We start from the raw sequence: 26,480 nt of genomic DNA, 5'->3' as shown, positions 1-26,480 counted from the left end.
TTGGAGTTTAGGCACGTTCCAGGGGTTCCGTGATTTTTATAAAACAATCAGTGTTTTTGTGCAGAGCTGCCGCGATTATTTTGTAAGACCCGTCCCCTGGCTATGCTTTCCCAAAGTCGCGCCTTGCCAGAGCGCGTAACCGGGAGCCAGAATGCCGTCATCTGCCCCGCCTGATGTAAGGAAGCCCGATGCCTGATCCTGTTGCTGCCAGCTTGCGTCTAGCGCCCGAAGCGCTGACTCGCCCTTTCTCCGCTGAACAGTTCAGCTTCTCGACCACCAATGATTTGGAGCCCTTTCGCGGTGTGCTTGGCCAGGAACGTGCGGTTGAAGCCTTGCAGTTCGGTGTGGCCATGCCACGCCCTGGTTACAACGTGTTTGTCATGGGCGAGCCGGGTACCGGCCGCTTTTCGTTCGTCAAACGCTACCTGAAAGCCGAAGGCAAGCGCCTGCAGACCCCGGCGGACTGGGTCTATGTGAATAATTTTGATGAGCCACGCGAACCGCGTGCCCTGGAATTGCCGGGCGGCGGCGCGGCGGCCTTCATCGCCGATATCAACGGTTTGGTCGACAACCTCGTCGCCACCTTCCCGGCGGTGTTCGAACACCCGACTTATCAACAGCGCAAAAGCGCCATCGACCGCGCCTTCAACCAGCGTTACGACAAGGCCTTGGACGTGATCGAACGCCTGGCCCTGGAAAAGGACGTGGCGCTGTACCGCGACAGCTCCAACATCGCGTTCACGCCGATGCTCGATGGCAAGGCGCTGGACGAGGCGGAGTTCTCGCAACTGCCGGAGGCTGACCGCGAGCGTTTCCACACGGATATTTCCGAACTGGAAGAGCGCCTCAACGAAGAATTGGCCAGCCTGCCGCAGTGGAAGCGCGAGTCGAATAACCAACTGCGTCAGTTCAACGAAGAAACCATTACCCTGGCTCTGCAGCCTTTGCTGGCGCCGCTGTCGGAAAAGTACGCGGAAAACGCGGCGGTCTGCGGTTACCTGCAGGCCATGCAGGTGTACTTGCTCAAATCCGTGGTCGAGCAGTTTGTCGACGACGCCAAGACCGACGCCCAGGCGCGCAAGCTGCTCGAAGAGCAATACTGCCCGAGCCTGGTGGTGGGCCACTCGGTCAACGGCGGCGCGCCGGTGGTGTTTGAGCCGCACCCGACGTACGACAACTTGTTCGGCCGTATCGAGTACAGCACCGACCAAGGCGCGCTGTACACCACGTATCGCCAGCTGCGCCCGGGCGCGTTGCACCGTGCCAATGGCGGTTTCCTGATTCTGGAAGCCGAAAAAATGCTCAGCGAGCCGTTTGTGTGGGACGCGCTCAAGCGTTCCTTGCAGTCGCGCAAGCTGAAGATGGAATCGCCGCTGGGCGAGCTCGGCCGCCTGGCCACCGTGACCCTCAACCCGCAAATGATCCCGTTGCAGGTCAAGGTCATCATCATCGGTTCGCGCCAGCTATACTACGCGTTGCAGGATGCCGATCCAGACTTCCAGGAGATGTTTCGCGTCCTGGTGGACTTCGACGAAGACATCCCGATGGTCGACGAGAGCCTGGAGCAGTTCGCCCAGTTGCTCAAAACCCGTACGTCGGAAGAAGGCATGGCGCCGCTGACGTCGGACGCGGTGGCGCGCCTGGCGACGTACAGCGCACGCCTGGCCGAACATCAGGGGCGTTTGTCGGCACGCATTGGCGACCTGTTCCAACTGGTCAGCGAAGCGGACTTCATCCGCCACCTGGCGGGCGATGAGATGACCGATGCCGGCCATATCGAACGCGCGCTCAAGGCCAAGGCCACGCGCACCGGGCGGGTGTCGGCGCGGATTCTCGACGACATGCTCGCCGGGGTGATCCTGATCGACACCGCCGGTGCGGCGGTCGGCAAGTGCAACGGGCTGACAGTGCTGGAGGTCGGCGATTCGGCCTTCGGTGTGCCGGCGCGGATTTCCGCCACGGTGTACCCGGGCGGCAGCGGTATTGTCGACATCGAGCGCGAGGTTAACCTCGGCCAGCCGATTCACTCCAAGGGCGTGATGATCCTCACCGGTTACCTGGGCAGCCGTTATGCCCAGGAATTCCCGCTGGCGATTTCGGCGAGCATCGCGCTGGAGCAGTCCTACGGTTATGTGGACGGCGACAGTGCGTCCCTGGGCGAGGCGTGCACCTTGATCTCGGCGCTGTCGAAAACGCCGCTCAAGCAGTGCTTTGCCATCACCGGCTCCATCAACCAGTTTGGTGAAGTGCAGGCGGTGGGCGGGGTTAACGAGAAGATCGAAGGCTTCTTCCGCCTCTGCGAAGCACGCGGCTTGACCGGCGAGCAGGGGGCGATCATTCCGCAAGCCAACGTCGCCACGTTGATGCTCGATGAGAAGGTGCTGAAAGCCGTGCGCGACGGGCAGTTCCACATTTACGCCGTGCGTCAGGCGGATGAGGCGTTGAGCTTGTTGGTGGGAGAGCCTGCCGGTGAGCCGGACGAGGAAGGGCAATTCCCCGAAGGCAGCGTGAACGCGCGCGTGGTCGAGCGTTTGCGCGCGATTGCCGAGATGATCAGCGAGGATGATTTGAAAGAGGCGGAGAAGGAGCTGGCGCAGCAGGCGTTGGCGGAAGCCAAACCGAGCTGATTTTTTGTGGTGGCGCAGTAAGTACGGGAGCTGGCTTGTTGGGCTAGCGAGCTTGTTGTGGCGAGCCTACTCGCCACAATTTTGACTCGGGTGTAGGAGACCAACGCCCGTTGGTCCCTATAACCTTGGTTTGTACCGGTTTTCTTCTATTCTGAGTGCTAGGGATATCCACAGGAGTCGCAGGATAGAGACAGCCTTGCCCTGCGCGAGGTTGAACACCGATCTACCGAGGGTCGCCGCCATGTCGCGCAACCTTTGCCTTACCCGCCAATGCCTGGGCCTGGTCACCCGTATCGAATGCTCCATTCGCCCTCTCGCGGGGGATAACGGGATGTGGACGTTGTTGTTTGCCGCCGGAATGACCGGCGAACAGCCCGCCACCATCAAGTCCGAAGGCCCGTTTCATGGGCCCTTTGTGGCAGAAACCGTTCTGGGATCAATCGTCGAAAGCCTGACGCTGCACGGCTATGAGGTGGCGGCCGATCCGCAGATATGGTGCCTGCATATGCAGGCCCATCTGCGACAACTCAATGGCGGGCATGAGCTTCTGGCCTTGTGACTGATCGTTCCCACGCTCTGCGTGGTAACGCCGCCCCGGACGCTCTGCGTCCCGCTGTCGCCACACGGCTCAAGCCCTGCGCTGGGTGACGCTGCGCGTCTGGGGATGCATTCCTGTGCTGCGCGTAGGAACGATCGGCCGTAGGCGGCTATTTTGTCTCGGGTTTGTCCAGCTTTACCTCGAAACCGTATTGCACGGTGTCGAGGTCGGTGCGCTGGTAGCTTTCCAGGCTGGTCGGCTGGCCGTAGAAGTAATGCACGTCAAGCAGCGCCGTGCCGTACTCCTCGGCACGGTGGCTCACGCCGAGGATCTCCTTGAGGTAGTTGCCGCTCGCGTCCTTGGCGTAGAAGCGCCAGCTGTCGGCGGGAAAGTCTGTTTGATCGACGATCAGCGCGTTGTCCTTGAGTGACAGGCCTTTGGGCAGCTTGGCCACGTCAATCGTGGCTTTCTCGATGGTGGCCAGGAACAGCGGCACCGAGCCCACCACAAACGCTGGGGTTTCCGGGAACAGGTTGAGGTCGTACGTGAGCTTGCCGCTGCCCGCATTCAACTCAAAGGCCTCGGCTGGCAGCTCGATGGGCTCGCCGCGCTCGCCCTTGTCGTCCGCCGTGAAGAAGGTGATTGGGGCATCGCTGTTGTTGCGCTCGGCGCCAACCAGGTCGTCATTGAAGGTGAACGGGTGGTCAAACACGATCTTCGCGGCGCTGGAGTCTTCGGTCGATTGGCTGATGGTGACGCTTTTTTTCAGCTGCTCCTCAGTCATTGACGCATCTTTAAGCCAGCTGGCGGCGCCGTCGTCATACACGGTGACCGGCATCGGCAAGGCTTGCACGGTCTTTTGCAGGCTGTTCTTGTCGAAGCGCATCACCGGCAGGTCGAGGTCCTTGCGGGTGAGCGTGGCTTTGGAGAAGTCCAGCACGTTGACCTGCAGGTTTTCGATCAAACCATTGAAATACACCTTGGCGTAATGGCTGCTCTGTTTGTGTTCGAAGGCTTTCTGCTCGTCGGTCAGTTGTTTTTCAAAGGCGTCTGACCAAGCCGTCTGCTTTTGCATCTCGGCCAGTTGCTTCTTGTAGAACGCCACCTGCTCGGCGTTTTCGTTGATCGAGCCCGAGCGGGTCAGAAATTGCCCCGTGCTGTCGCGTGCCTGCACCAGCAATGGGTTCGGCGAGTCGTCGCCGACTTCCGGCGCCAGCGGCTCGCTGTTGGTCAGTTCGATTTCGGCGTAGTTTTTCTCAAGCAGCAGCAGGTTGAGCGTGATATTGCCCTCGGTGCGTTTGTGGCCCACGTCTTTTTTCGACAAGTCGAACGTCAGCACCTTGCCGGGCGCAACCACCTCAACCGCGCCCTTGAGGCTGACGGGCTGTGGCTGGCTCTTGTTCTCGGTCTCCAAGCCCTCGATGAACGGGTAGGTTACCGTCAGGTCATCGGGGTTGGTCAGGTTGGAGCTGCTCGGGCTCAGTTGGATGCCCGGGTCGGTTTCCGACCATTCTGGCTGGAAGGGGATGACTTTGTTGTTGCTCAGGGTCACCGACTGCCATTCCAGGCCGTGGGGAAAGGGGAACTGGTCCGGGGTGTTGAAGTTGAACGGGGAGACCGGTTGCAAATCCGTCAGGTAGTCGGAATGCGAGGCTTTGCGCAGCACGAACAGGCCATTGATGTAGGTATCCACTAAGGCTTGGGGCGTGGGGTAGTGCTTGAGCAGCGCCAGGGTGTCTTCACCGTATTCGGCGTCGATTGGCTTAACGGCGAGCTTGGTCTGCGCGCGTTCCAGCAACAGTAGCGAGCCACCGAGGTCGGCGATGGCGTCGCGCAGTTTGGGGTCTTCAATGGCGTCCAGCGATTGTTCGAACTTCGCGGTTTTCTCTTCGAGGGTGGCCTGCTTCTGCTCTTCTTTGGGGGAGCAGCCGCTGGCCATCAGCAACACCGCACACAGGCCGACAGTGGCCAAAGGGGATCGCACATCCATCATCTGAGTTTTCCTGTTCCACAGCATCGAGCTGATTTGATGGGCTCGACACTAGCAGAAAAATTCTCTCACAGATGCCGTCCGGGTCAGTTTTCTCACGGATACAGGTGTTTGGTAGCGGCTGATATACTCGCGGCCATTTTTAGCCTAGCTGTGTGAGATCCAATGGAACGCTTTATCGAAAATACTATGTACGCCTCACGCTGGCTGCTGGCGCCGATCTATTTGGGGCTTTCCCTGGGCCTGCTGATTCTGGCGCTGAAGTTCTTCCAGGAAATCATCCACGTTATTCCGAATATTTTTACCATGCTGGAAGCTGACGTCATCCTGCTGCTGTTGTCGTTAATCGACATGGCGCTGGTCGGCGGCTTGCTGGTGATGGTGATGATTTCCGGCTACGAGAACTTCGTCTCGCAGCTGGATATTGACGATAACAAAGAAAAGCTCAACTGGCTGGGCACCATGGACTCTTCATCGCTGAAGATGAAAGTGGCCGCCTCCATCGTGGCGATTTCGTCCATTCACCTGCTGCGCATCTTCATGGACGCCAAGAACGTCGATCCGCAGCATTTGATGTGGTACGTGATCATCCACATGACCTTCGTGATCTCGGCGTTCGCCATGGGTTACCTGGACAAGCTCACCAAGCACTGATGCTTTGCACCGGCCTTACTGCTCGACGAAGTAGTAAGGCTGGCGACCGATTGCCATCTGCTTGATCACGTTGACCTTCTCCGCCAAGTCGTCGGGGCGGTCCAGCAGCGCGATGTTGCCGGGCTTGGCGGCAAGAAAACTGCGCAGCTCCTCTTCGCTTTGCAGGATCGGCAAGTAGGCCTGCAGGTAGAACACACTGGCCCCGGCGATGCGCTCGTTGGGCTGAAACAACACCACCGCTTTGCCTTCGGTCTGAAAGGCCTTGGCCTGGCTGATTACCGGTACGAAGGACTCACGTTTGTCGGCCTTGGGGGCAAACCAGAAGGCGGCTGTCATGTAGCTGACGATCAGCAGCGCGAACACGCCGCTGATCACGCCGCGGTGATACCGGAACAGCGCCGGTTTGTTCGCTTTGAGCCACGTCAACAACACCCCTGCGTATTCTGCTGCGAGTACGGCGGCAGCGGGGGTGAGTGCCATCAGGTAGACGGTACGCTTGCTCGAAGCCAGGGTCAGTAACGTGAACTGCGCCACCAGCCACACGCTGAAAAACAGTCGGTAGCGGTTACGCACCAGGCTTTTGCGGAAGTGCCAAAGGCCCAGGTACACCAGAATGTTCCAAGGCAGGAACGCCTCGGGCAGCTTCGCGATGTAGTAATAGAACGGTTCGTAATGCCCAGCCTCGACAAACGAGCCGCTGAAGCGCCCGACACTGTTGGTCCACAACACTTCGGCCACCGCTTGCATGCCACCGCGCTGGAACAGAAAGCCCAGCCAGATCAGCAGCGGCACCAGTGCCAGCAGGGTGAACAGCGCTGGCTTGAGCCAGTCGCCGATGCGCAGGCGTTTATCCATCAGGCTGGTGCTGAGCAGGTACACAAAGATCACAATGCCCGGCATCGCCAAGCCCAGTACGCCTTTGCTCAGGGCGGCGATGACCATGCCGACGGTAAACAACGCCCAGGCCCAAACGCTGGAACCTTCGCGATCGGGTCGCACGGCCTGGTAAAACCCGAGCAGCGCGGCGGTCACGCCGAGGCTGAGCAACGAATCCTCACCCACGCCGCGCACGTTGCCCCAGTAACTGGCCATGGTCGCCAGGATCAACGCCGCGCAGAACGCCATCGTCTGCGGTCGCCCGAACTTGCGCAGCATCCCGTAAAACAGCATCACGCTGAACAACCCGGCAAACGCCGACGCCAGGCGCACGGCCCAGGTGGTGCCGCCAAACAGCCGAATCGCACCGGCGTCCAGCCATAGGCTCAGTGGCGGCTTTTCCAGGAAAGGTTCACGAAACAGACGTGGGATCACCCAGTCATTGTCCAGGTGCATGGCCATGGCGATCCCGGCGACGCGGGCTTCGGTGGAGCCTTGCAGCTCATGGCTGCCCAAGGCAAAGAAGAACAACACAGCAACGAGAAGGAGCAGCAGAGGAACGGGGCGCGTCATGGGTTCTGGCTACCGAGCAGGGGACCGCTCGGGGGAGCGGCCATGTTGATCGGTCAGTATATGTATCCGTTTCTTAACATTTCGTGAACGAGTGTGGGGTTTTTGTAAGGCGGCCAAACCCGCTGCTCAGGGCAGTTTCAAGCTGGGTAACGCCGCTTTGCCTTGCTCGGTCAGTACCGGCTCCAATTGCTCCCAAGTGAAGTTCAAGTCGTTGTCGCAGCCGTCTCCCGTGGGCGGGTGGAGAGTTGCAGGCCTTGGGTGTTGAAGCTCAAGTCAAAGGAGGAATAGCTGGTGATCGCCGGGCAGCCCTCATCGGTGGTGGTTTGCTTGGCCAGCCAGGCGCTGAATGTGGCCGGTAACTCCACGTGGCCGGAGTAAGCGGAGTACCACTCCTGGCGCCCGCCGAGCCACGTCCACGGGTCAACACTTTCGCCGGTTTGCAGGTTCCAGGAATGCAGGCCCCAACTGATACCCCTGGCGTCGGTGCCCGCCGCCCAGCGGTAGAACCTGACGGTAATAAATTGCGACGACCAATACGTGGGCTCAACGTCGATTTCGCTGGTATGCGCTGAGCCGTTTCGACCGAGGTATTCGCGGCGCTCGTGAAAATAGTCAGCCTGATCCTCATCGTTGACGGCCAAGGCGGCGAGTTGCCGGTTGATCTTCTGAATCGCCGGGCCGTCGCCTTCTAGCTTGACCGTGACCTGAGCGCCTTGGGTCTTGAGTAGATACGCGTGGTTTTCGAAACTTTTCTTCTCGGTCTTGACCGCCAGAGGCGCGGCTTCCATGGGCGCGTTGTAGGCGTCGCTGCCGCAGCCGTCCGTGCTGATGCGTTGCAAGGTGAGTGGCAGCGGTTTGCCGCCCTTGGTTTTGCTCCAGCCACCTGAGAGGGTATCGCCCTGGGGTTTTTGCAATGCCCAGAAACCGGTGTTGTCTTCCTCCACCCACGGCGCGTTATCGCTGGCTTGGGTCAGTTGAATCGGCGTGAGGATGCGTTGGTAGTAATAGCTGCCGTGTTCCCCATCGGCGCCGTTGAAACAGGCGGTGACAGCGGACTTGCCCAGCGTGCCCTGCCAGACGCCCGCGAGATCGGCGGCGGAGGCGAGCAAGGGCGTGACGGCGAGGGTAATGAAAGCGAGGGGCTTGAACACGGGTATCTGACTTCCGGTTGTCTGATAAAGGCCGTCAGGGTAATGGGAAGTGTGGGGGGATTCCAGGGGGCGAGGCGTTGTGAGGCGGCTCGCCCTATTTCGTTTCTTAAGACTGAGGCGGTTCGCTGTGGAAGGGCTGCGTATTCAATACGCGGTTGATTAACAGCTCGCCGAGTACGATTAACTGCTGCGCCGCGAGCAGCTTGTGGCGGTGCGAGCCTTCAAGCTCGAAGGCCAGGTCGGTGGTCATGGCGTTCAGTGAGGCGAGGGTTTCGCTGGCTTGGATCAGCAGGGTTTCAGCGGGAATGTCTGAGGCGAGGGTGAAGAGGGTTGTTGGTGGATTAGGGGTGATTTTTTTCATGATGAAGCTCCCACACTGTTTAAGGAGCTAGCGCCCCCTGCTGTCAAACAGGATTGGGTGGCAGCTGTACGCGGGTTGACAGACCGGAAGTGTAGGAACCCGGCGCACCCGGAGATGCCCCACGCACAGCCGCCATGAACGAGACGGGATGCGTGAAGCATGCCGTTAAATCAAGGGGTGTGAAAGGTTACACTTTTCGGCCTGTCAAAGCCGCTCGCTGATGAGCAGCGACGGGGGGAAGTCAGCGTTGTTGATGGGGTTTCGCCAGTTCACCAACAACGCGACATGTTGAAGGAAAATTCCGAAGGCCCACCGGCCGGGCTTTCCAAACCCCAGAAACAACAAAACCCGCACTAGGCGGGTTCTGTCGATGCTTCGAATTGGTGGAGCCGGGGGGATTTGAACCCCCGTCCGCCAGTACTCCGCTGTCGGTACTACATGCGTAGCCGTTTCTATTAAGTTAACCCTCAGCGACCCGAAGGGCAGGGTGCTTTGGGCGAGTTGTGTAAGTTTTAGCCGCTTCGTCCACAACGTACTGCACGGCGATTCTGTTCTATATGACAATCACTTTGGGTTTACAGACATCCCCTGGTGATTGCTGGACCCGAAGGTACCAGAAGCTCAGGTCTAAGGCTGCTTACGCAGCGATAGCGAATTCCTGGCCGTAGTTTTCGTCATTGGCAACTATAAGAAGTTGCAACAGTGGATTTACGAGTTCTGTTACCAACTCGGCATGCACCTAAAGTTTCGCGACCGGCGTCGAATCCTAAACGGCCCCGTGCTTGTAACTCGTTGTTTCTTAGTGAGTGACAAGCCTGTGCAGTGTACGCCAAACGTTCGCAGAAGGCCAACCCGAAGGTTGGCCGCGAGCGCGTCAGGGGCTTACTGGCCGCCTTTCTCGCTGTTCTGCAAGTCCTGGATGGCTTTGGAGGTGATCTCGATGCACTTCTTGTCATCGCCGGCCGCGTGGGCAGCCTTAGCCTGGGAGACGGCGGTGTCGATTTCGCCGCTTTTACCACTGGTGTCGGTGGCCAGTAGCGCTTTGCCGTTGTTGATTTTGTCCAGGTTGATTTGGCAAAGCTCGTCTGTTTTACCGGCTGCAAACACCGGGGAGGCCATCATCGCAGCGGTAATAAACAAGCCAGCAAGAGCGGAACGCTTCATAGGGTATCTCCTTGCGAAAAAGGGCTCGACGCTGCTGGCGTTCAAGGCCTGCCAGCGACATCACTGATGAGCCTCGTTCACCGAGGCCTATGCAGATGACTACGCCGGCACGCAGGGGTTCGGTTTTGTTGGCTGATTAAAGCGCCCGCGCCTGGGTTACCCGGTCCACCAGGTACACCAGCCCGTGGTAATCAATGCCTCCATGTTGGCTCAGGCCGATCTCGCAGGTGCGGCTGGTGGAGATGCCTTCGCTGCAATATTGCACGGCGTCCTTGAGCGAGCGCAGGGCGTGGGCGTTGAGTTCCGGCGTGGTAAAGCCTTTGTCGCCGGCAAAGCCGCAGCAGTGGATGCCTTCCGGGATCACCACGGTTTTTGAGCAGCGTCGCGCGAGATCGATCAATGCCTGGCTTTCACCCAGGTGCTGAGTGCTGCAGGTGACGTGCACGGCGATGGGCGCTTCCTGGGGCGTGAAATCGAGGCGGTCCATCAGGTGGGTGCGGATAAACCGTACCGGGTCGTAGAGGTCCAGGCGCGTTTCGCCGAGGTCTTGCACCAGCCGCAGAGTGCAGGGGCTGGTGTCGCAGTAGATCGGGTCGAGGCCGCCACGGCTGGCGTGAAGCAGGGCGCCGATCAGTTCTTGGCGTTTGTGTTCGGCCTGTTCGGCATAGCCTTTGGAGGCGAAAGGCTGGCCGCAGCACAGGCTGTCCTGGTTGTCGGGGATGACGACTTGGTAACCGGCTTTTTCCAGCAGGCCACGGGTTTTGTCGTACAACGACATCTGTTCTTTATCACTCGCCGCAGGGCCCATGGCGCGTGAGACGCAGGCCGCCAGGTAGACCACGCGAGGTCGCTCATCCGTCACGGCCGGGCTGAAGCGGATAGCTTTCTCCGGCTGCGGCATGGCGCTGGTCCATTGAGGGATTTGCCCTTTGGACAGTTTGGTCACCGTGGCTGACAGCTTGGCCAGGCGCGGCGCGCCCAGAAGCATGCGCGCACCATTGGCGACATGCAGAGTAAAACGTGCGCCTTGCAGTGCTGTGGCGAAATGGCTGGCCAGCCAGTCGGCGGTTTTCGTACGGTCGGCGTCGCGGGCGCGCAGCTTTTTCACCAGGTCGCCGGTATTGATGCCTACAGGGCAGCGTTGGGCGCATAACCCGGTGGCGGCGCAGGTGTCGATGCCTTGGTAGTGGTAAGCCGCTTCCAGTTCGGTGGTGTCGACGCCCGCGCGCTTCTTCGCCTGGATGTCGCGCCAGATCACAATGCGTTGGCGTGGGCTCAAGGTCAGGCCCTTGGAAGGGCACACCGGCTCGCAGAACCCGCACTCGATGCACTTATCCACAAGCTCGTCGGCGGCGGGCAATGGTTTGAGGTGCTTGAGGTGGATTTGCGGGTCTTCGCTGAGCACCACGTCGGGGTTGAGAATGCCGTTGGGGTCGAGCAGGCGTTTTAGCTGCCACATCAACTGATAGGCATCGCTGCCCCATTCCAGCTCAACGAACGGCGCCATATTGCGGCCAGTGCCGTGCTCGGCTTTCAGCGAGCCACCGAACTCCACCGCCACCAGTTGCGCGACGTCGTCCATGAACGCTTGATAGCGTGCGACTTCTTCGCTGCTGTTGAAGCCTTGGGTGAACACAAAGTGAAGATTGCCTTCCAAGGCATGTCCGAAAAGGATGGCTTCGTCGTAGTGGTGTTTGTCGAATAACTCGATCAAGCGGTTCACGCCGATGGCCAGTTGCTCGACCGGGAAGGTCACGTCTTCGATGATCACCGTGGTGCCGGTTTTACGCACGGCGCCGACGGCGGGGAAGGTGTCTTTGCGGATGGCCCACAGGCGTGCGTTTTCGACCGGGTCTTCGGTGAAGTCGACCTGTTTTTCCACTGGGAAGGGCGCCAGGGCCGCCATGATCAGCGCCAGTTGCTCGTGCAGCAATGACGGCGATGCGGCGCGGGATTCGATCAATAGCGCGCAGGCATTTTCCGATAGCTGCTGTACGAAAGCAGGCATGCCCGGCTTGTCCTGTACCGAACGCATGCTGCGCCGGTCCAGCAACTCGACGGCCGAGACCGGTTGGGATTTCAACACGGTCACGGCGTTGCAGCAGGTCTCGACATCCGGGAACACGATCAGCGCCGAGGCTTTGTTCGGGTGATCGATCACGGTGTCGTAAGTCACTGCGCTGATAAAGCCCAGAGTGCCTTCGGAACCCACAAGTAGGTGGCTGAGGATATCCAGCGGCTCATCAAAATCGACCAAGGCATTGAGCGACAGGCCGGTGGTGTTTTTCAGACGGTATTTGTGGCGGATTTTGGCGGCTAATTCAGCGTTAGCCCGCGTCTCGCGGCCCAGTGTTGCCAAGCGCTCAAGCAGCGCACAGTGCTGTTCACGAAAGGCAGCGACGCTGGCTGCATCTTCGGTGTCCAGGCGGCTGCCATCGGCCAGTACCAAACGGATACCCGCGAGGGTGTGATAGGTATTTTGCGCGGTGCCGCAGCACATGCCGCTGGCGTTGTTGGCGACGATGCCGCCAATTTTGCAGGCATTGATCGACGCCGGGTCCGGCCCGATCTTGCGCCCGAACGGTGCGAGCCACGCATTGGCCTGGGCGCCAATCACGCCAGGTTGCAGGCGGATCTGTGTGCCTTGCCCGCGAATCTCACGGCCGTTCCAATTGTCACCCAGCACGATCAGCACCGAGTCGCTGATGGCTTGGCCGGACAAGCTGGTGCCCGCCGCGCGGAAGGTCACGGGCACGCGATCACGCTGGGCCAGTTGCAGCAGCGCCACCACTTCGTCTTCCGACTCCACGCGAATCACCAGCTGTGGGATCAGTCGGTAAAAGCTGGCGTCGGTGCCGAAGGCGAGGGTGGAAAGTGGATCGTCGAAGCGACGATCTTTCGGGATCAGTTGTGCGGCGTCGCTCAGGAAAGCAGCAGGCAGGCTCATCGGTCCTCCAGAAATAGCTGACGCCGGCATGGTTGTCCGGCGTCGATTCTTACCCTATTACGTGCAGGTCTTTAGTGCACCAGCATACCGGTGAACCAGTAGGCCTGCGCCAGCGTGATCAGCCCGACGATGGTGGCAAAAAACAGGCTGTGCTTGAGGGTAAAGCGGAACAGATCGGATTCCTTGCCCACCAGCCCGGTGGCGGCGCAGGCGACGGCGATCGACTGCGGCGAGATCATCTTGCCGGTCACGCCGCCGCTGGTATTGGCGGCGACCAACAGCACGTCGCTGACGCCGATCTGATGCGCAGTGGTGGCTTGCAGCGAGCTGAACAGGGCGTTGGACGAGGTGTCGGAACCTGTCAGGAAAACCCCCAGCCAGCCGAGGAAGGGCGAGAAGAATGGGAAGGCAGCGCCGGTGCCAGCCAACACCAGCGCCATGGTCGAGGACATGCCGGAGTAGTTGGTGACGAAGGCGAACGCCAGCACCATGCCGATGGACAGGATCGGCCAGCGCAGCTCGTAGACGGTCTCTTTAAAAGTGGTCAGACCAGTTTTTATGTCGATCTTTAACACCAGCATTGAAACCAGCGCGGAGAAGAAAATCGCGGTGCCGGTGGCTGAAATCGGATCCAGCTTGAACACGGCTGGAATCGCCGTCGGGTTGGTGACGATGGGGGCGACCTTGATCACCAGTTGGTCCAGGTGCGGGATCGCGAAGTTGAACACCCAGCTGTACATCGAACCGCCCGCCGCGAACATCGCCTTGAACGGCTTGAGGGTCCAGATGGTAACCAGCACGGTCAGGATCAGGAACGGCGACCAAGCTTTGAAAATCCGCCCCAGGCTGTAGGGCGACGCGACGGTTTGGCGTGGTTGACCGAAGCCGCCGACACTGGCGGTAACCGTTGTACTTGAGGTGGCGCCGGCAATCTGTGCGCCTGCGGTGCGCTTGGGCTGCCAGACTTTCAGGAACAGGGTCAGGGAAATCAGGCTGGCCAGGGCCGAGGTGATGTCCGGCAGTTCCGGGCCGATGAAGTTGGAGGTGAAGTACTGAGTGATGGCGAAGCTCAGGCCTGCCACCAGGGCTGCCGGCCAGGTTTCGCGAACGCCGCGCAGGCCGTCCATCATGAACACCAGCCAGAACGGCACGAACAGCGACAGCAGCGGTAGCTGGCGGCCGGTCATGGCGCCGATCTTGAATGCGTCAATGCCGGTGACTTGCCCGGCGACGATGATCGGGATGCCCAGCGCGCCGAAGGCGACGGGCGCGGTGTTGGCGATCAGGCACAGGCCTGCGGCGTACAGCGGGTTGAAACCCAGGCCGACCAGCAGTGCGGCAGTGATTGCAACGGGTGCACCGAAACCGGCTGCACCTTCCAGGAAGGCGCCGAAGCAAAAGCCGATCAGCAAGACCTGTAAGCGTTGGTCGTCGGTGATCGACAGGACCGAGCTGCGGATGATCTCGAACTGGCCGCTCTTGACCGTCAGTTTGTAGAGGAACACGGCCGCGACGATGATCCACGCGATAGGCCACAGGCCATAGGCAAACCCATAACCGGCGGCGGCCAGCGCCATGTCCACGGGCATTTGGAAGGCGAAGATCGCTACCAGGATCGACAGCGCCAGGGTGATGCTACCGGCGACGTGGCCTTTGAGGCGAAACACAGCCAAGGCCAGGAAGAAGAAAACGATCGGAATAACCGCGGCCAATGCGGACAGGCCGAGGCTGCCGAGAGGGCTGTAGAGCTGTTGCCAGGTTTGCATATGGGGTGGCCCCTGATTGTTGTTGTTTGGTCAGCCTGGGTAATTGGTAATACCAATTTACAGTCGCTGTCGGCTAGAGTAAAAGCCTTGGATGGGGTGTGTCAATTTGCCGCTCGCGAAACTTTGGTCTTAGGTCGCGGGTGGAGTGTTCTGGTCTGATCAATCGAAGGCGTTCTGATAGGTGCCGCAAGCGCGGCGATAGGCCAGAATAGAGGGCCCGGCGAGTGGTCGGGATTGTGGAGAGTGAGTTATGGGGTTTGATCAGGTGCGTCAGCGCCGTTTGTCTGACGATATTGTCGAGCAGCTTGAGGGCATGATCCTTGAGGGTACGCTCAAGTCAGGCGAGCGCTTGCCGGCCGAGCGCGCTTTGGCTGAGCGGTTTGGCGTGTCGCGCCCGTCGTTGCGCGAGGCGATCCAGAAGCTGGCGGCCAAGGGGTTGCTGGTCAGTCGCCAGGGCGGCGGTAACTATGTGGCGGATTCCTTGGGGTCGACGTTCAGCGATCCGCTGCTGCACCTGCTGGAAAATAACCCCGAGGCCCAGCGTGATTTGTTGGAGTTTCGCCAGACCTTAGAAGCTTCGTGTGCTTACTACGCGGCGCAGCGCGCCACCGAGGTTGACCGTGAGCGGCTGACCGCCGCCTTTGAGGCGTTGCAGGATTGCTACACGCGGGTTGATGAGGTCAGCCGGATGGAGGAGGGCGCGGCGGATGCGCGGTTTCACTTGGCCATTGCCGAGGCCAGCCATAATGCAGTGTTGCTGCACACCATCCGCGGCCTGTTTGATCTGCTCAAGCGTAACGTGGTGACCAACATCGGCGGCATGTACCAGCAGCGTACGGAAACCCGCGACATGCTGATCAGTCAGCACCGGGATTTATACTTGGCGATTATCGAGGGGCGGGCCGAGCAGGCACGCGAAGTTTCAACACGTCACCTGCTGTATGTGCAGGAAGTGTTGGAGGAGGTGCGTCAGGAAGTTCAGCGCGTGGCGCGGGCGGAGCGACGTAAAGGCATGTAGCCTGGGGTGAGCCACCCAAGGCTACATTGTCACAAGGATTACTCTTCCTTGCCCTTGTTACGCACGGCGCGATGCAGCTCACGGTTGGAGTCGCGTTCACGCTCGGTATCGCGCTTGTCGTATTCCTTCTTGCCCTTGCCCAGTGCGATCTCGCACTTGACCAGGTGCTTGCTCCAGTACCAGGACAGGCAGATGCAGGCATAGCCTTTCTGCTGTACGGCGGCAGCGAGCTTTTCCAGTTCGCGCGCGTTGAGCAACAGCTTGCGCGTGCGCACCGGGTCGGCAATCACGTGGGTGCTCGCGGTGGTCAGCGGGGTGATATGACTGCCGAGCAGCCATGCCTCGCCATCTTTGAGCAATACGTAACTGTCGACCAGTTGCAGTTTGCTGGCGCGCAGACTTTTTACTTCCCAGCCGGCCAGGACCAGACCAGCCTCGAACCGATGTTCGATGAAGTAATCGTGTCGCGCCTTTTTATTTTGCGCGATGGTCCCTGTGGGGTGTTTCTTTTGTTTAGCCATAGGGGCGGCATTATAGGGAGTTGCGAGCGTGTCGGCTACGGTCAACCTGCGTGCTTGAGCGTGTTGGACGAATCCCGGACAATACCGGCAGTTCTTTGGTTTTTTTCTCTCGCGGATTGGGCTGTTCTTTCGCGATGTTTGCCTCAGCAGTGGAAGTAACGCTCACATGACGACGCATATTCAACGTTCGGCTTTATTGCCTTATCCGGCGCAGGCGCTCTATGACCTGGTCAACGACGTGGCGCGTTACCCGGAATTCCTGCCGTGGTGCAACACCGCCGAGGTGCTGGAGAGCAGTGATGAGCACATGGTTGCCAGTGTCGGGGTGGCCAAGGGCGGTCTTAGTCAGCATTTTGTTACGCGCAATGTGCTGGTGCCTGGGCAATCTATCGAAATGAATCTGCAGGAAGGCCCGTTTACCCAGTTGCATGGGGTGTGGGTCTTCAAGGTGTTGACTGACAAGGCCTGCAAAATCAGCCTGGACCTGTCCTTTGATTACGCGGGGCCGATTGTGCGGGCAACGTTGGGACCTTTGTTCAATCAGGCTGCCAACACCTTGGTGGACGCATTCTGTCAGCGGGCCAAACAACTGCATGGTTGAGATTGAAGTGGTGTACGCCGCCGAGGATCGCCAGGTCTTGCTGGCGGTGACGGTGCCGTCGGGTTCAAGCCTGAGGGCGGCGGTGCAGGCGTCGGGAATAGCCGCGCAATTTCCGCAGTTGGTGTTGGCTGAATGCCTATTGGGGATATTCGGCAAGGTAGTCGCCGACGCAGATGTGCGCGCTGTGCAGCCGGGTGACCGCATTGAGATTTACCGGCCCTTGCTGGCAGACCCTAAAGAGGTGCGCCGGCTGCGCGCGGCCAAGGCGGCGATGGCCAGGCAGCAAAGTTCATAAGCCTGCCAATCGGCAGGCAACAAAAAGCCCGGCACGCCGGGCTTTTTATCGAGCTCCGCAAAATTACTGCGGGCTGGTGTCCAGAGGCTGAGGCGTCGGGACTGGAACGGTTTGCACGCCGTCGACGTCTTTCTGGATCTGATCCAGCAACGAACCTGGCTTGGCAGGTACTTCGGACTTCGGCTTCTGCGCTTCCTGAACAGGCGCAGTCACGTTGGTGCCGTTGTCCTTGCCCAGCAAGGCTTCATCGCGGCTTACGCCGGGCATGAAGTCGCCGGACAGGCTGACAAGCTGGTCACTGCCATTGAAGATGACACTAACGCGTTCCTGCTGGCGTTCACCGCCGCCTGGCTGGATGCTGTAGAGATAATCCCAGCGATCGGCATGAAAAGTGTCGGTCAGCAGGGGGTTACCCATAATAAACCGTACTTGCCGTCGGGTCATTCCCGGACGTAACTGGTCTATCATGTCCTGCGTGACGACATTGCCCTGCTGGATGTCGATTTTGTAAACCCCGGGGAATGAACAACCGGCGAGTGCGAGCAGTCCCACAAGGGTGAAACTGGTTAGCAAGAGCTTGGTGTTTTGCATCGGTGGGCGACTTCCACTATCTTGGCTGGGACAACGTAAACGCCGATCATACCCGTATTAAGAGAAGCTGCGAAGCAGCATCCGCGAGAAAGCTAACCATGGTTGAAAATAGCGAACTACGCAAAGCCGGTCTTAAAGTGACTCTGCCACGAGTCAAGATTCTACAAATGCTCGATTCTGCTGAGCAGCGCCACATGAGTGCCGAGGATGTTTACAAGGCACTGATGGAGTCTAACGAGGACGTTGGCCTGGCCACGGTTTACCGTGTGCTGACCCAGTTTGAAGCCGCAGGGCTGGTGGTTCGTCATAATTTCGACGGCGGTCATGCGGTGTTCGAATTGGCTGACGGTGGTCATCACGACCACATGGTTGACCTGGATACCAATGAGGTTATCGAGTTCACCAGTCCGGAAATCGAGAAGCTCCAGCACCAGATTGCTGAGGAGCATGGATTCGATTTGGTGGACCATAATCTGGTTCTTTACATCCGTAAGAAAAAGTAAAAATCGACACAGATTCGCTCTGTGAAACGATAGAAGGCGACCCTAGGGTCGCCTTCGTGCTTTCTATAAGGCAGAAAAATGCTCGATTCAGGCCTTGGCGGCCACGACCATTTTTTTCGCGTGAGCCAGGGACTCTTTCGTCAGGTCGATACCGCCCAACATCCGTGCCACTTCCTCCACGCGTTCCGATTTGTTCAGCTTGGATACGGCCGTGTGCGTCGCATCGCTGCCGCGTACTTTATGTACAAACAAATGCTGATGCCCTTGGGCGGCCACTTGCGGCAAGTGAGTCACCGTAAGCACCTGGCCGCGATCCCCGAGTCGGCGCAACAACTGGCCAACAATCTCGGCAGTCGGCCCGCCGATACCCACGTCCACTTCATCGAATACCAGTGTGGGTACCCGTGAGGTCTGGGCGGTGATTACTTGGATCGCCAGGCTGATCCGCGACAGCTCGCCACCGGACGCCACTTTCGCCAGCGCCTTAAGTGGCTGGCCAGGGTTGGCGCTGACCAGCAGTTCCACCTGTTCCAGGCCGTGGGGTTGCAGTTCGTTGCTGGTGTTGGCGTGCAGCTCGATAGTGAAGCGCCCGCCGGGCATGCCCAGGCGCTGAATCTCCTGCTCTACGGCGCTGGCCAGGCTTGTAGCCGCTTGTTGGCGCAGGTCGCTCAGTTCGCGGGCCTTTTCTTGGTAGTGCCGGGCAAACGAGGCGAGTTCGTCGCCCAGCCGCTCAATGGATTCGTCGTTGGCGTTGAGGGTTTCGATTTCATCCAGGAGTTTTTGCTGCATCGTGGCCACTTCGGTGGGCTGGATGCGGTGCTTGCGCGCCAGGGTGTAGATGGTATCTAGGCGCTCCTCTATTTCCTGCAAGCGGGCAGGGTCGGCGTCGAAGTGGTCGAGAAAGCGATTCAACTCTCCCACGGCTTCTTCGACCTGGATCTGTGCACTGGTCAGCAGGGTCGTGGCCTCGCTCAATGAGCCTGATCCACTGTTCACGCTGGACAGGCGATTGAGGCTGGCGGTCAGTGCATTGAGCACGTTGCCCGAATCACTTTCGCTGCATTGCTCCACCACCTGGCGGCAGATACCCAGCAGGGTCTCGGCGTTGGTGAGGTTCTTGTGTTCCTGCTCCAGTTGCTCCAGCTCGGTCTCGCCCAGGCCGAGGCTTTCCAGCTCTTCCAGTTGGTAGCTGAGCAGTTGATGACGGGCGCGCTGCTCATCGCCGGAATTGGAGAGGCGTTCCAGCTCCTGGCGTGTCTGCCTCCAGCGCTGGGCGGCAAGCTGTACCTGCCGGGCCAGATCGGTGGCGCCGGCGTATTCATCGAGCAGTCGGCGATGGGTGTCGGTTTTCAGCAGGGATTGGTGTTCGTGCTGGCTGTGGATATCGATCAGCAGCTCGCCCAGGGCTTTCAAGTCGCCAAGGGGGCAGGGCGTGCCGTTGATGTAGCCGCGCGAGCGCCCTTCTGCGGTGATGACGCGGCGCAGGATGCACGGGCCTTCATTATTAAGGTCGCGCTCGGCCAGCCAGGTTTCGGCTTCGGGAATGTCTGCCAGGTCGAAGGTGGCCAGGATATCGGCCTTGTCCGCCCCGGGGCGCACCACGCCGCTGTCGGCACGGTCGCCGAGCGTCAGGCCCAGCGCGTCGAGCATGATCGACTTGCCGGCACCGGTTTCGCCTGTGATTACGCTCATCCCGCGATCCAGTTCGAGGTCCAGATGTTCAACGATGGCGTAGTTATGTACAGACAGGTGCACGAGCATAGCGGCCGCTCCGAGGCGTTAGGTCTGGTTATTTATACAGTGTTTTGTTTGGGGCTGACAATCCTGGTGCTTAGCTCGATTTGCTTGATCGAATCGTTTTTTTAGCTCAGCAGGGAATGAGGGCGCAGGAATTGATCTACGGCAGGCGAAAGACTTTTGGTAACGCTTGCGCTCTTGAACCTGGAAATTGTGGCCCCATATACCGGAACAGAAGCGCGAGTTGAGTTCGCGCATGATTTTGAAAGGAGAAATCTATGGCTGACGAACAGACGCAGGATACGCAAACTCCAGACGCCAATTCGGCTGTCGGTGATGAACTGGCGACTCGTGTGCAAGTGCTCGAAGAGCAATTGGCTGCTGCGCAGGATCAGTCTTTGCGTGTTGCCGCCGATCTGCAGAACGTCCGCCGCCGCGCCGAGCAGGATGTTGAGAAGGCTCACAAGTTCGCGTTGGAAAAATTCGCCAATGACCTGCTGCCGATTATCGACAGCCTGGAGCGTGGCCTTGAATTGTCCAACCCGGACGATGAAAACATCCGCCCAATGCGCGAAGGGATTGAACTGACCCTGAAAATGTTCCAGGACACCCTGAAGCGTTATCAGCTGGAAGCCATCGATCCGCAAGGCGGCGAGCCGTTCAATGCAGAGCATCACCAAGCCATGGCCATGCAGGAAAGCCATGACCTGGAGCCCAATAGCGTATTGAAAGTGTTCCAGAAGGGTTATCAGCTCAACGGTCGTTTGTTGCGCCCGGCAATGGTGGTGGTGAGCAAAGCTCCTGCACCCGTTGCACCTTCTATTGATGAGCAGGCTTGAAATCCGCCGCAAGGCCCCCATTTATAAGTCAAGCGTTTAAGTGCTACCGCAGTTAGCCACCACTGCTGCGGCATCCAAATTAAAGTTTCGGGAGAGTAAATCATGGGCAAAATTATCGGTATCGACCTGGGGACTACCAACTCCTGCGTCTCCGTGCTGGAAAACGGTGTTGCTAAAGTTATCGAAAACGCCGAAGGCGCGCGTACCACGCCGTCGATCATTGCTTACGCCAACGACGGTGAAATCCTCGTCGGTCAGTCGGCCAAGCGTCAGGCTGTGACCAATCCGCATAACACCCTGTACGCGGTGAAGCGTCTGATCGGTCGTAAGTTCGATGAAGAAGTCGTACAGAAAGACATCAAGATGGTCCCTTACAAAATCGCCAAGGCTGACAACGGTGACGCCTGGGTTGAAGTAAACGGCCAGAAAATGTCGCCGCCGCAAATCTCGGCTGAAATCTTGAAAAAGATGAAGAAAACCGCCGAAGACTACCTCGGTGAGGCAGTGACTGAAGCGGTGATCACCGTTCCGGCCTACTTCAACGACAGCCAGCGCCAGGCGACTAAAGACGCCGGCCGCATCGCGGGCCTGGACGTAAAACGTATCATCAACGAACCCACTGCAGCTGCACTGGCTTACGGTATGGACAAGGCCAAAGGCGACCACACTGTGATCGTTTATGACCTGGGTGGCGGTACGTTCGACGTCTCCGTGATCGAGATCGCTGAAGTTGACGGCGAGCACCAGTTTGAAGTGTTGGCCACTAACGGTGACACCTTCCTGGGTGGTGAAGACTTTGACATTCGTCTGATCGACTACCTCGTTGAAGAATTCAAGAAAGAAAGCGGCATGAACCTCAAAGGTGACCCGCTGGCGATGCAGCGCCTGAAAGAAGCCGCTGAGAAAGCCAAGATCGAGCTGTCTTCCGCTCAGTCGACCGACGTGAACCTGCCGTACATCACTGCAGACGCCACCGGTCCTAAGCACTTGAACGTGAAGATCTCGCGTTCCAAGCTGGAAGCGCTGGTTGAAGATCTGGTTCAACGCACCATCGAGCCTTGCCGCATCGCGCTGAAAGACTCTGGTATCGACGTTGGCGCGATCAACGACGTGATCCTGGTTGGCGGTCAGACCCGTATGCCACTGGTTCAGAAGCTGGTTACCGAGTTCTTCGGCAAAGAAGCGCGTAAAGACGTGAACCCGGACGAAGCTGTTGCCATGGGTGCTGCTATCCAAGGTGCGGTACTGGCCGGCGACGTGAAAGACGTGCTGCTGCTGGACGTCAGCCCGCTGACCCTGGGTATCGAAACCATGGGCGGCGTGATGACCGCGCTGATCGAGAAAAACACCACGATTCCTACCAAGAAATCGCAAGTGTTCTCGACTGCCGACGACAACCAAGGCGCAGTGACTATTCACGTGCTGCAAGGTGAGCGTAAGCAAGCTGCTCAGAACAAGTCCCTGGGCAAGTTCGACCTGGCTGAGATTCCGCCAGCACCGCGTGGCGTGCCACAAATTGAAGTGACCTTCGACATCGACGCCAACGGCATTCTGCACGTAGGTGCTAAAGACAAGGCCACTGGCAAAGAGCAGAAGATCACCATCAAGGCCAACTCCGGTCTGTCTGATGAAGAAATTCAACAGATGATTCGTGATGCTGAAGCCAATGCTGATGCGGATGCTAAGTTTGCTGAGCTGGCCGGCGCCCGTAACCAAGGCGATGCCCTGGTTCACTCGACGCGCAAAATGGTCTCCGAAGCGGGCGACAAAGTGACCGCTGAAGAGAAAACCGCAATCGAAGCGGCAGTGGTTGCCCTGGAAACCGCCATTAAAGGCGACGACAAGGCTGCCATCGAAGCTAAGGTTGAGGAGCTGTCGAAAGTCTCCGCACCGGTTGCTCAGAAAATGTACGCCGAACAAGGCCAGCCGGCAGAAGGCGCTGCACAACACGCAGAACCTGAAGCCAAGCACGACGACGTTGTCGATGCCGAGTTCGAAGAAGTTAAAGACCACAAGTAAGTTGGTCGCCCGGTTGACCGCTATCAAGCGGTGACTGGTAGGATGTCGCCGCGCGGGAGCTTGCTCCCGCGTTGGCGTGTCTGGGGTATGCGAATTTTTACAACATGCGACAAGGTTCGGGTGTTGGCGGTGTGACTGGGAATGCTCCTGCTTCCTGGCGGCAGTCACCGCGTTTTTGGCCGGGTCCCTGGCTAAAAGCAGTAATGACCAGGATCGTTGAATTGACGTGAGTTGGGTCCGGGCCTGTATTGGGGCTCAACGAGTTTGGCAAGGCTCAGGAGGGTCTGGCCGAACGTCCTTAAGAGTGCAAAAACTTATGGCAAAGCGTGACTATTACGAAGTATTGGGTGTGGAGCGCGGTTCCAGCGAGGCGGACCTGAAAAAGGCTTACCGTCGCCTGGCGATGAAGCACCACCCGGACCGTAATCCGGATAGCAAAGAATCCGAAGAGATGTTCAAAGAGGCCAACGAAGCCTATGAATGCCTGAGTGATCCGAACAAGCGTGCGGCCTACGACCAGTATGGCCATGCCGGTGTCGACCCAAGCATGGGTGGCGGCGGTGCCGGTTTTGGTGGTCAGAACTTCTCCGACATTTTCGGCGACGTATTCAGCGACTTCTTCGGCGGCGGTCGTGGCGGTCAGCGTGGCGGTGCCCAGCGTGGCAGCGACTTGCGCTACACGCTGGAGCTGAACCTGGAAGAAGCCGTGCGCGGCACTACCGTGAATATACGTGTGCCGACGCTGGTCAATTGCAAGCCATGCGACGGTTCGGGGGCCAAGAAGGGTTCCTCGCCGATCACATGCCCCACCTGTGGTGGTATCGGCCAGGTGCGCATGCAGCAGGGCTTCTTCTCGGTGCAGCAGACTTGCCCGCGTTGCCATGGCCAGGGCAAGATCATTTCCGATCCGTGCGACTCCTGCCATGGCGAAGGCCGCGTCGAAGAGTACAAGACCCTTTCGGTGAAAGTGCCGGCGGGTGTGGATACCGGTGATCGCATTCGCCTGTCGGGCGAAGGCGAGGCGGGGGCTCAAGGTGGCCCTACGGGCGACCTGTACGTGGTGATCAATGTGCGCGAGCATTCGATCTTCCAGCGCGACGGCAAACACCTGTTCTGCGAAGTGCCTATCAGCTTTGTCGACGCGGCCCTGGGTGGCGAGTTGGAGATTCCGACGCTGGACGGTCGAGTCAAGCTCAAGATCCCGGAAGGCACGCAGACCGGCAAACAGTTCCGTATCCGTGGCAAGGGCGTTGCGCCTGTGCGTGGTGGCGGTGCTGGGGACCTGATGTGCCGCGTAGCGGTGGAAACGCCAGTTAACTTGGGTCGCCGTCAGCGCGAACTGCTGGAAGAGTTCCGCAGCTCGTTGGAAGGCGATGACTCGCATTCGCCGAAAACCACCGGCTTTTTCGATGGTGTGAAGCGCTTCTTCGGCGACCTCTAAGGAAGTGAGTATGCGACGTATAGCCGTAATGGGCGCTGCCGGGCGCATGGGCAAGACCTTGGTCGAGGCGGTGCAGCAGGGCTCGCCGGCCTCCGGGCTAACGGCGGCGATTGTTCGCCCCGGTAGCACGTTGATCGGTGCGGACGCCGGTGAGCTGGCCTCGTTGGGGCGCATCGGTGTTTCGCTGTCGGGCAACCTTGAGCAGGTGGCTGACGAGTTCGACGTGCTGATCGATTTCACATTGCCGGAGGTGATGCTGAAAAACCTGGCGTTCTGCCGCAAGGCGGGCAAGGCCATGGTGATCGGTACTACGGGCTTGGGTGCTGAGCAGAAGCAGTTGCTGGTGGAGGCGGGCAAGGATATTCCGGTCGTCTTCGCTGCCAATTTCAGTGTCGGCGTGAACCTGTCGCTCAAGTTACTGGACCTGGCGGCGCGTGTGCTGGGTGATGAAGCGGATATCGAGATCATCGAAACTCATCACCGGCACAAGATCGACGCGCCGTCGGGTACTGCGTTGCGCATGGGTGAGGCAATTGCCGATGCGCTGGGGCGGGACCTGTCGAAAGTCGCCGTGTATGGTCGTGAAGGCCACACCGGTGCGCGTGCACGTGACACCATCGGCTTTGCCACCGTGCGTGGTGGTGATGTGGTCGGTGATCACACTGTGCTGTTCGCCACCGAAGGCGAGCGCCTGGAGATCACGCACAAGGCATCCAGCCGCATGACGTTCGCCAAGGGTGCGGTGCGTGCCGCGCTCTGGTTGGAAGGTCGTGAGGCGGGGCTGTATGACATGCGTGATGTGCTGGATCTGCACTAATCAGTAGCTAAAACGGGGCCTCAGGATTATCCTGAGGCCCCGTTTTTACCCGCTAAGCGACGTCCTGTCGCATTCCCCTGCCTTTAAGGCTCATTAGCGGTGGACCAAAAAAGCCTTTTTCTGTAAGCTACAGCTTTAGTGTGTCCACTAAAAGCGCGCAGAATAATTCAGTGAAGAAGCGGGGTGACGTGTCCATACGTCACTCCGCTTTTTTACAACCTGCGATCGCCCTTTCAGGCTTTATTTACGGGAGGTCTTCTTGACTAAGCCAGCCATACTCGCCCTTGCTGATGGCAGCATTTTTCGCGGCGAAGCCATTGGAGCCGACGGTCAAACCGTTGGAGAGGTAGTGTTCAACACTGCCATGACCGGCTATCAGGAAATCCTTACCGATCCTTCCTACGCCCAACAGATCGTTACCCTGACCTATCCGCACATCGGCAACACCGGTACTACACCGGAAGACGTCGAGTCTGATCGTGTCTGGTCGGCCGGCCTGGTCATTCGTGACCTGCCACTGGTTGCGAGCAACTGGCGTAACACGATGTCACTGTCCGATTACCTGAAAGCCAACAACGTTGTGGCGATCGCCGGTATCGATACGCGCCGCCTGACACGCATCCTGCGTGAAAAAGGCTCGCAGAACGGCTGCATCATGGCGGGTGACAATATTTCCGAAGCAGCGGCAATTGCCGCAGCGCAAGGCTTCCCTGGCCTGAAAGGCATGGACCTGGCGAAAGAAGTCAGCACCAAAGAGCAGTACGAGTGGCGCTCCACTGTCTGGGACTTGAAGACCGACAGCCACGAGACCATCGCTGCTGCTGACCTGCCTTACCACGTAGTCGCCTACGACTACGGCATCAAGTACAACATCCTGCGCATGCTGGTCGAGCGCGGTTGCCGCGTGACCGTGGTGCCAGCGCAAACCCCAGCCAGCGACGTGCTGGCCCTGCAGCCGGACGGTGTGTTCTTGTCCAACGGCCCGGGTGACCCGGAGCCTTGCGACTACGCCATCAAGGCGATCAAGGAAGTGCTGGAAACCGAGATCCCGGTATTCGGTATCTGCCTCGGTCACCAGCTGCTGGCCCTGGCTTCCGGTGCCAAGACCCTGAAAATGGGGCATGGCCACCACGGTGCCAACCACCCGGTGCAAGACCTGGACACTGGTGTGGTGATGATCACCAGCCAGAACCACGGCTTTGCGGTGGATGAAGCGACCTTGCCGGCTAACGTTCGCGCAATTCACAAGTCGCTGTTCGATGGTTCCTTGCAAGGCATCGAGCGCACTGACAAGAGTGCGTTCAGCTTCCAGGGCCACCCTGAAGCAAGCCCGGGCCCGAACGACGTAGCGCCGCTGTTCGACCGTTTCATCAATGAGATGGCCAAGCGACGCTGACTGAGTGGCTTGCGGGCGGCCCCGAACCTCGGTGGCCCCCGCAGGCTCTTCAAAG

General features: G+C 59.1%; 21 protein-coding genes, 1 other RNA gene and 1 pseudogene. 12 read left to right on the top strand and 11 right to left on the bottom strand.

Going from position 1 to position 26,480, the window contains the following annotated elements:
- Positions 1–188: 188 nt before the first annotated feature.
- Positions 189–2,627 (top strand): Lon protease family protein, encoded by a 2,439-nt coding sequence (locus KZH41_RS26855; protein WP_094953661.1) that lies wholly within the window; start codon positions 189–191, stop codon positions 2,625–2,627.
- A 241-nt stretch (positions 2,628–2,868) separates the two neighbouring features.
- Entirely contained in the window at positions 2,869–3,186 is a 318-nt protein-coding gene (locus KZH41_RS26850) for a hypothetical protein (RefSeq protein WP_094953662.1), read from the top strand.
- A 148-nt stretch (positions 3,187–3,334) separates the two neighbouring features.
- On the opposite strand, the gene KZH41_RS26845 is transcribed toward KZH41_RS26850, so the two are convergent.
- A complete protein-coding gene (locus tag KZH41_RS26845; protein ID WP_263274019.1) occupies positions 3,335–5,158 on the bottom strand; it encodes a hypothetical protein in 1,824 nt (607 codons plus the stop codon).
- 162 nt (positions 5,159–5,320) lie between these two features.
- Between KZH41_RS26845 and KZH41_RS26840 the strand changes: the two genes are divergently transcribed.
- Positions 5,321–5,809, top strand: coding sequence for a TIGR00645 family protein (locus tag KZH41_RS26840; RefSeq protein WP_094953664.1), 489 nt, complete (start codon positions 5,321–5,323; stop codon positions 5,807–5,809).
- Between the two features lie 15 nt (positions 5,810–5,824).
- On the opposite strand, the gene KZH41_RS26835 is transcribed toward KZH41_RS26840, so the two are convergent.
- The 7 genes and pseudogenes from KZH41_RS26835 to KZH41_RS26805 form a co-directional block, all read right to left on the bottom strand.
- Positions 5,825–7,258, bottom strand: coding sequence for an ArnT family glycosyltransferase (locus KZH41_RS26835; RefSeq protein WP_263274018.1), 1,434 nt, complete (start codon positions 7,256–7,258; stop codon positions 5,825–5,827).
- Between the two features lie 126 nt (positions 7,259–7,384).
- Positions 7,385–8,409 (bottom strand): annotated as a pseudogene (locus KZH41_RS26830) (hypothetical protein).
- 106 nt (positions 8,410–8,515) lie between these two features.
- Entirely contained in the window at positions 8,516–8,770 is a 255-nt protein-coding gene (locus KZH41_RS26825; protein ID WP_094953667.1) for a DUF6124 family protein, read from the bottom strand.
- Between the two features lie 381 nt (positions 8,771–9,151).
- Positions 9,152–9,548, bottom strand: a transfer-messenger RNA (tmRNA) gene (ssrA, locus tag KZH41_RS26820).
- Between the two features lie 104 nt (positions 9,549–9,652).
- Positions 9,653–9,934: a hypothetical protein gene (locus KZH41_RS26815; RefSeq protein ID WP_094951694.1), complete on the bottom strand. Its 282-nt coding sequence runs from the start codon at positions 9,932–9,934 to the stop codon at positions 9,653–9,655.
- Between the two features lie 136 nt (positions 9,935–10,070).
- Complete coding sequence (locus KZH41_RS26810) at positions 10,071–12,881, bottom strand: FAD-binding and (Fe-S)-binding domain-containing protein (protein ID WP_242152599.1); 2,811 nt, start codon at positions 12,879–12,881, stop codon at positions 10,071–10,073.
- A gap of 71 nt (positions 12,882–12,952) precedes the next feature.
- Positions 12,953–14,647: a lactate permease LctP family transporter gene (locus KZH41_RS26805; RefSeq protein WP_263274017.1), complete on the bottom strand. Its 1,695-nt coding sequence runs from the start codon at positions 14,645–14,647 to the stop codon at positions 12,953–12,955.
- 250 nt (positions 14,648–14,897) lie between these two features.
- On the opposite strand from KZH41_RS26805, the gene KZH41_RS26800 reads away from it, so the two are divergent.
- Positions 14,898–15,665, top strand: coding sequence for an FCD domain-containing protein (locus KZH41_RS26800; protein ID WP_263274016.1), 768 nt, complete (start codon positions 14,898–14,900; stop codon positions 15,663–15,665).
- Between the two features lie 38 nt (positions 15,666–15,703).
- Here KZH41_RS26800 and smpB read toward each other — a convergent pair whose 3' ends face one another.
- Positions 15,704–16,186: an SsrA-binding protein SmpB gene (gene smpB / locus KZH41_RS26795; protein WP_003176160.1), complete on the bottom strand. Its 483-nt coding sequence runs from the start codon at positions 16,184–16,186 to the stop codon at positions 15,704–15,706.
- Between the two features lie 166 nt (positions 16,187–16,352).
- Between smpB and KZH41_RS26790 the strand changes: the two genes are divergently transcribed.
- Together KZH41_RS26790 and KZH41_RS26785 are read left to right on the top strand one after the other, a co-directional pair.
- Positions 16,353–16,787, top strand: coding sequence for a type II toxin-antitoxin system RatA family toxin (locus KZH41_RS26790; RefSeq protein ID WP_094951698.1), 435 nt, complete (start codon positions 16,353–16,355; stop codon positions 16,785–16,787).
- Entirely contained in the window at positions 16,780–17,082 is a 303-nt protein-coding gene (locus tag KZH41_RS26785) for an RnfH family protein (RefSeq protein ID WP_263274015.1), read from the top strand. Before KZH41_RS26790 ends, KZH41_RS26785 begins: the two co-directional genes overlap by 8 nt.
- Before the next feature lie 63 nt (positions 17,083–17,145).
- Here KZH41_RS26785 and KZH41_RS26780 read toward each other — a convergent pair whose 3' ends face one another.
- The gene (locus KZH41_RS26780) at positions 17,146–17,673 is read right to left on the bottom strand and encodes an outer membrane protein assembly factor BamE (protein ID WP_094951700.1); all 528 of its coding nucleotides are present in this window, start codon (positions 17,671–17,673) and stop codon (positions 17,146–17,148) included.
- A gap of 98 nt (positions 17,674–17,771) precedes the next feature.
- Here KZH41_RS26780 and fur point away from each other — a divergent pair, with 98 nt between their 5' ends.
- Positions 17,772–18,176, top strand: a complete 405-nt coding sequence (fur, locus tag KZH41_RS26775) for a ferric iron uptake transcriptional regulator (protein ID WP_083360362.1) — start codon at positions 17,772–17,774, stop codon at positions 18,174–18,176.
- Positions 18,177–18,263: 87 nt separating this feature from the next.
- On the opposite strand, the gene recN is transcribed toward fur, so the two are convergent.
- On the bottom strand, positions 18,264–19,937 hold the full coding sequence (gene recN / locus KZH41_RS26770; protein WP_094951701.1) for a DNA repair protein RecN: 1,674 nt from the start codon (positions 19,935–19,937) through the stop codon (positions 18,264–18,266).
- 254 nt (positions 19,938–20,191) lie between these two features.
- On the opposite strand from recN, the gene grpE reads away from it, so the two are divergent.
- The 5 genes from grpE (at position 20,192) to carA (ending at position 26,425) form a co-directional block, all read left to right on the top strand.
- Positions 20,192–20,752 carry a nucleotide exchange factor GrpE gene (grpE, locus tag KZH41_RS26765; RefSeq protein WP_094951702.1) on the top strand — a complete coding sequence of 187 codons (561 nt, stop codon included), beginning with the start codon at positions 20,192–20,194 and terminating at the stop codon, positions 20,750–20,752.
- Positions 20,753–20,854: 102 nt separating this feature from the next.
- Positions 20,855–22,771 (top strand): molecular chaperone DnaK, encoded by a 1,917-nt coding sequence (gene dnaK, locus KZH41_RS26760; RefSeq protein ID WP_094951703.1) that lies wholly within the window; start codon positions 20,855–20,857, stop codon positions 22,769–22,771.
- A 316-nt stretch (positions 22,772–23,087) separates the two neighbouring features.
- Positions 23,088–24,212: a molecular chaperone DnaJ gene (gene dnaJ, locus KZH41_RS26755; protein WP_094951704.1), complete on the top strand. Its 1,125-nt coding sequence runs from the start codon at positions 23,088–23,090 to the stop codon at positions 24,210–24,212.
- A 10-nt stretch (positions 24,213–24,222) separates the two neighbouring features.
- Positions 24,223–25,029, top strand: coding sequence for a 4-hydroxy-tetrahydrodipicolinate reductase (gene dapB, locus KZH41_RS26750; protein ID WP_242152593.1), 807 nt, complete (start codon positions 24,223–24,225; stop codon positions 25,027–25,029).
- 259 nt (positions 25,030–25,288) lie between these two features.
- Complete coding sequence (gene carA, locus KZH41_RS26745; protein WP_094951706.1) at positions 25,289–26,425, top strand: glutamine-hydrolyzing carbamoyl-phosphate synthase small subunit; 1,137 nt, start codon at positions 25,289–25,291, stop codon at positions 26,423–26,425.
- Positions 26,426–26,480 lie beyond the last annotated feature (55 nt).

It is taken from the genome of Pseudomonas sp. YeP6b (assembly GCF_025642995.1).
Taxonomy (GTDB): Bacteria; Pseudomonadota; Gammaproteobacteria; order Pseudomonadales; family Pseudomonadaceae; genus Aquipseudomonas.
The sequence above is the reverse complement of the archived record's forward strand: the minus strand, read 5'-3'. Positions and strand labels throughout refer to the sequence as shown.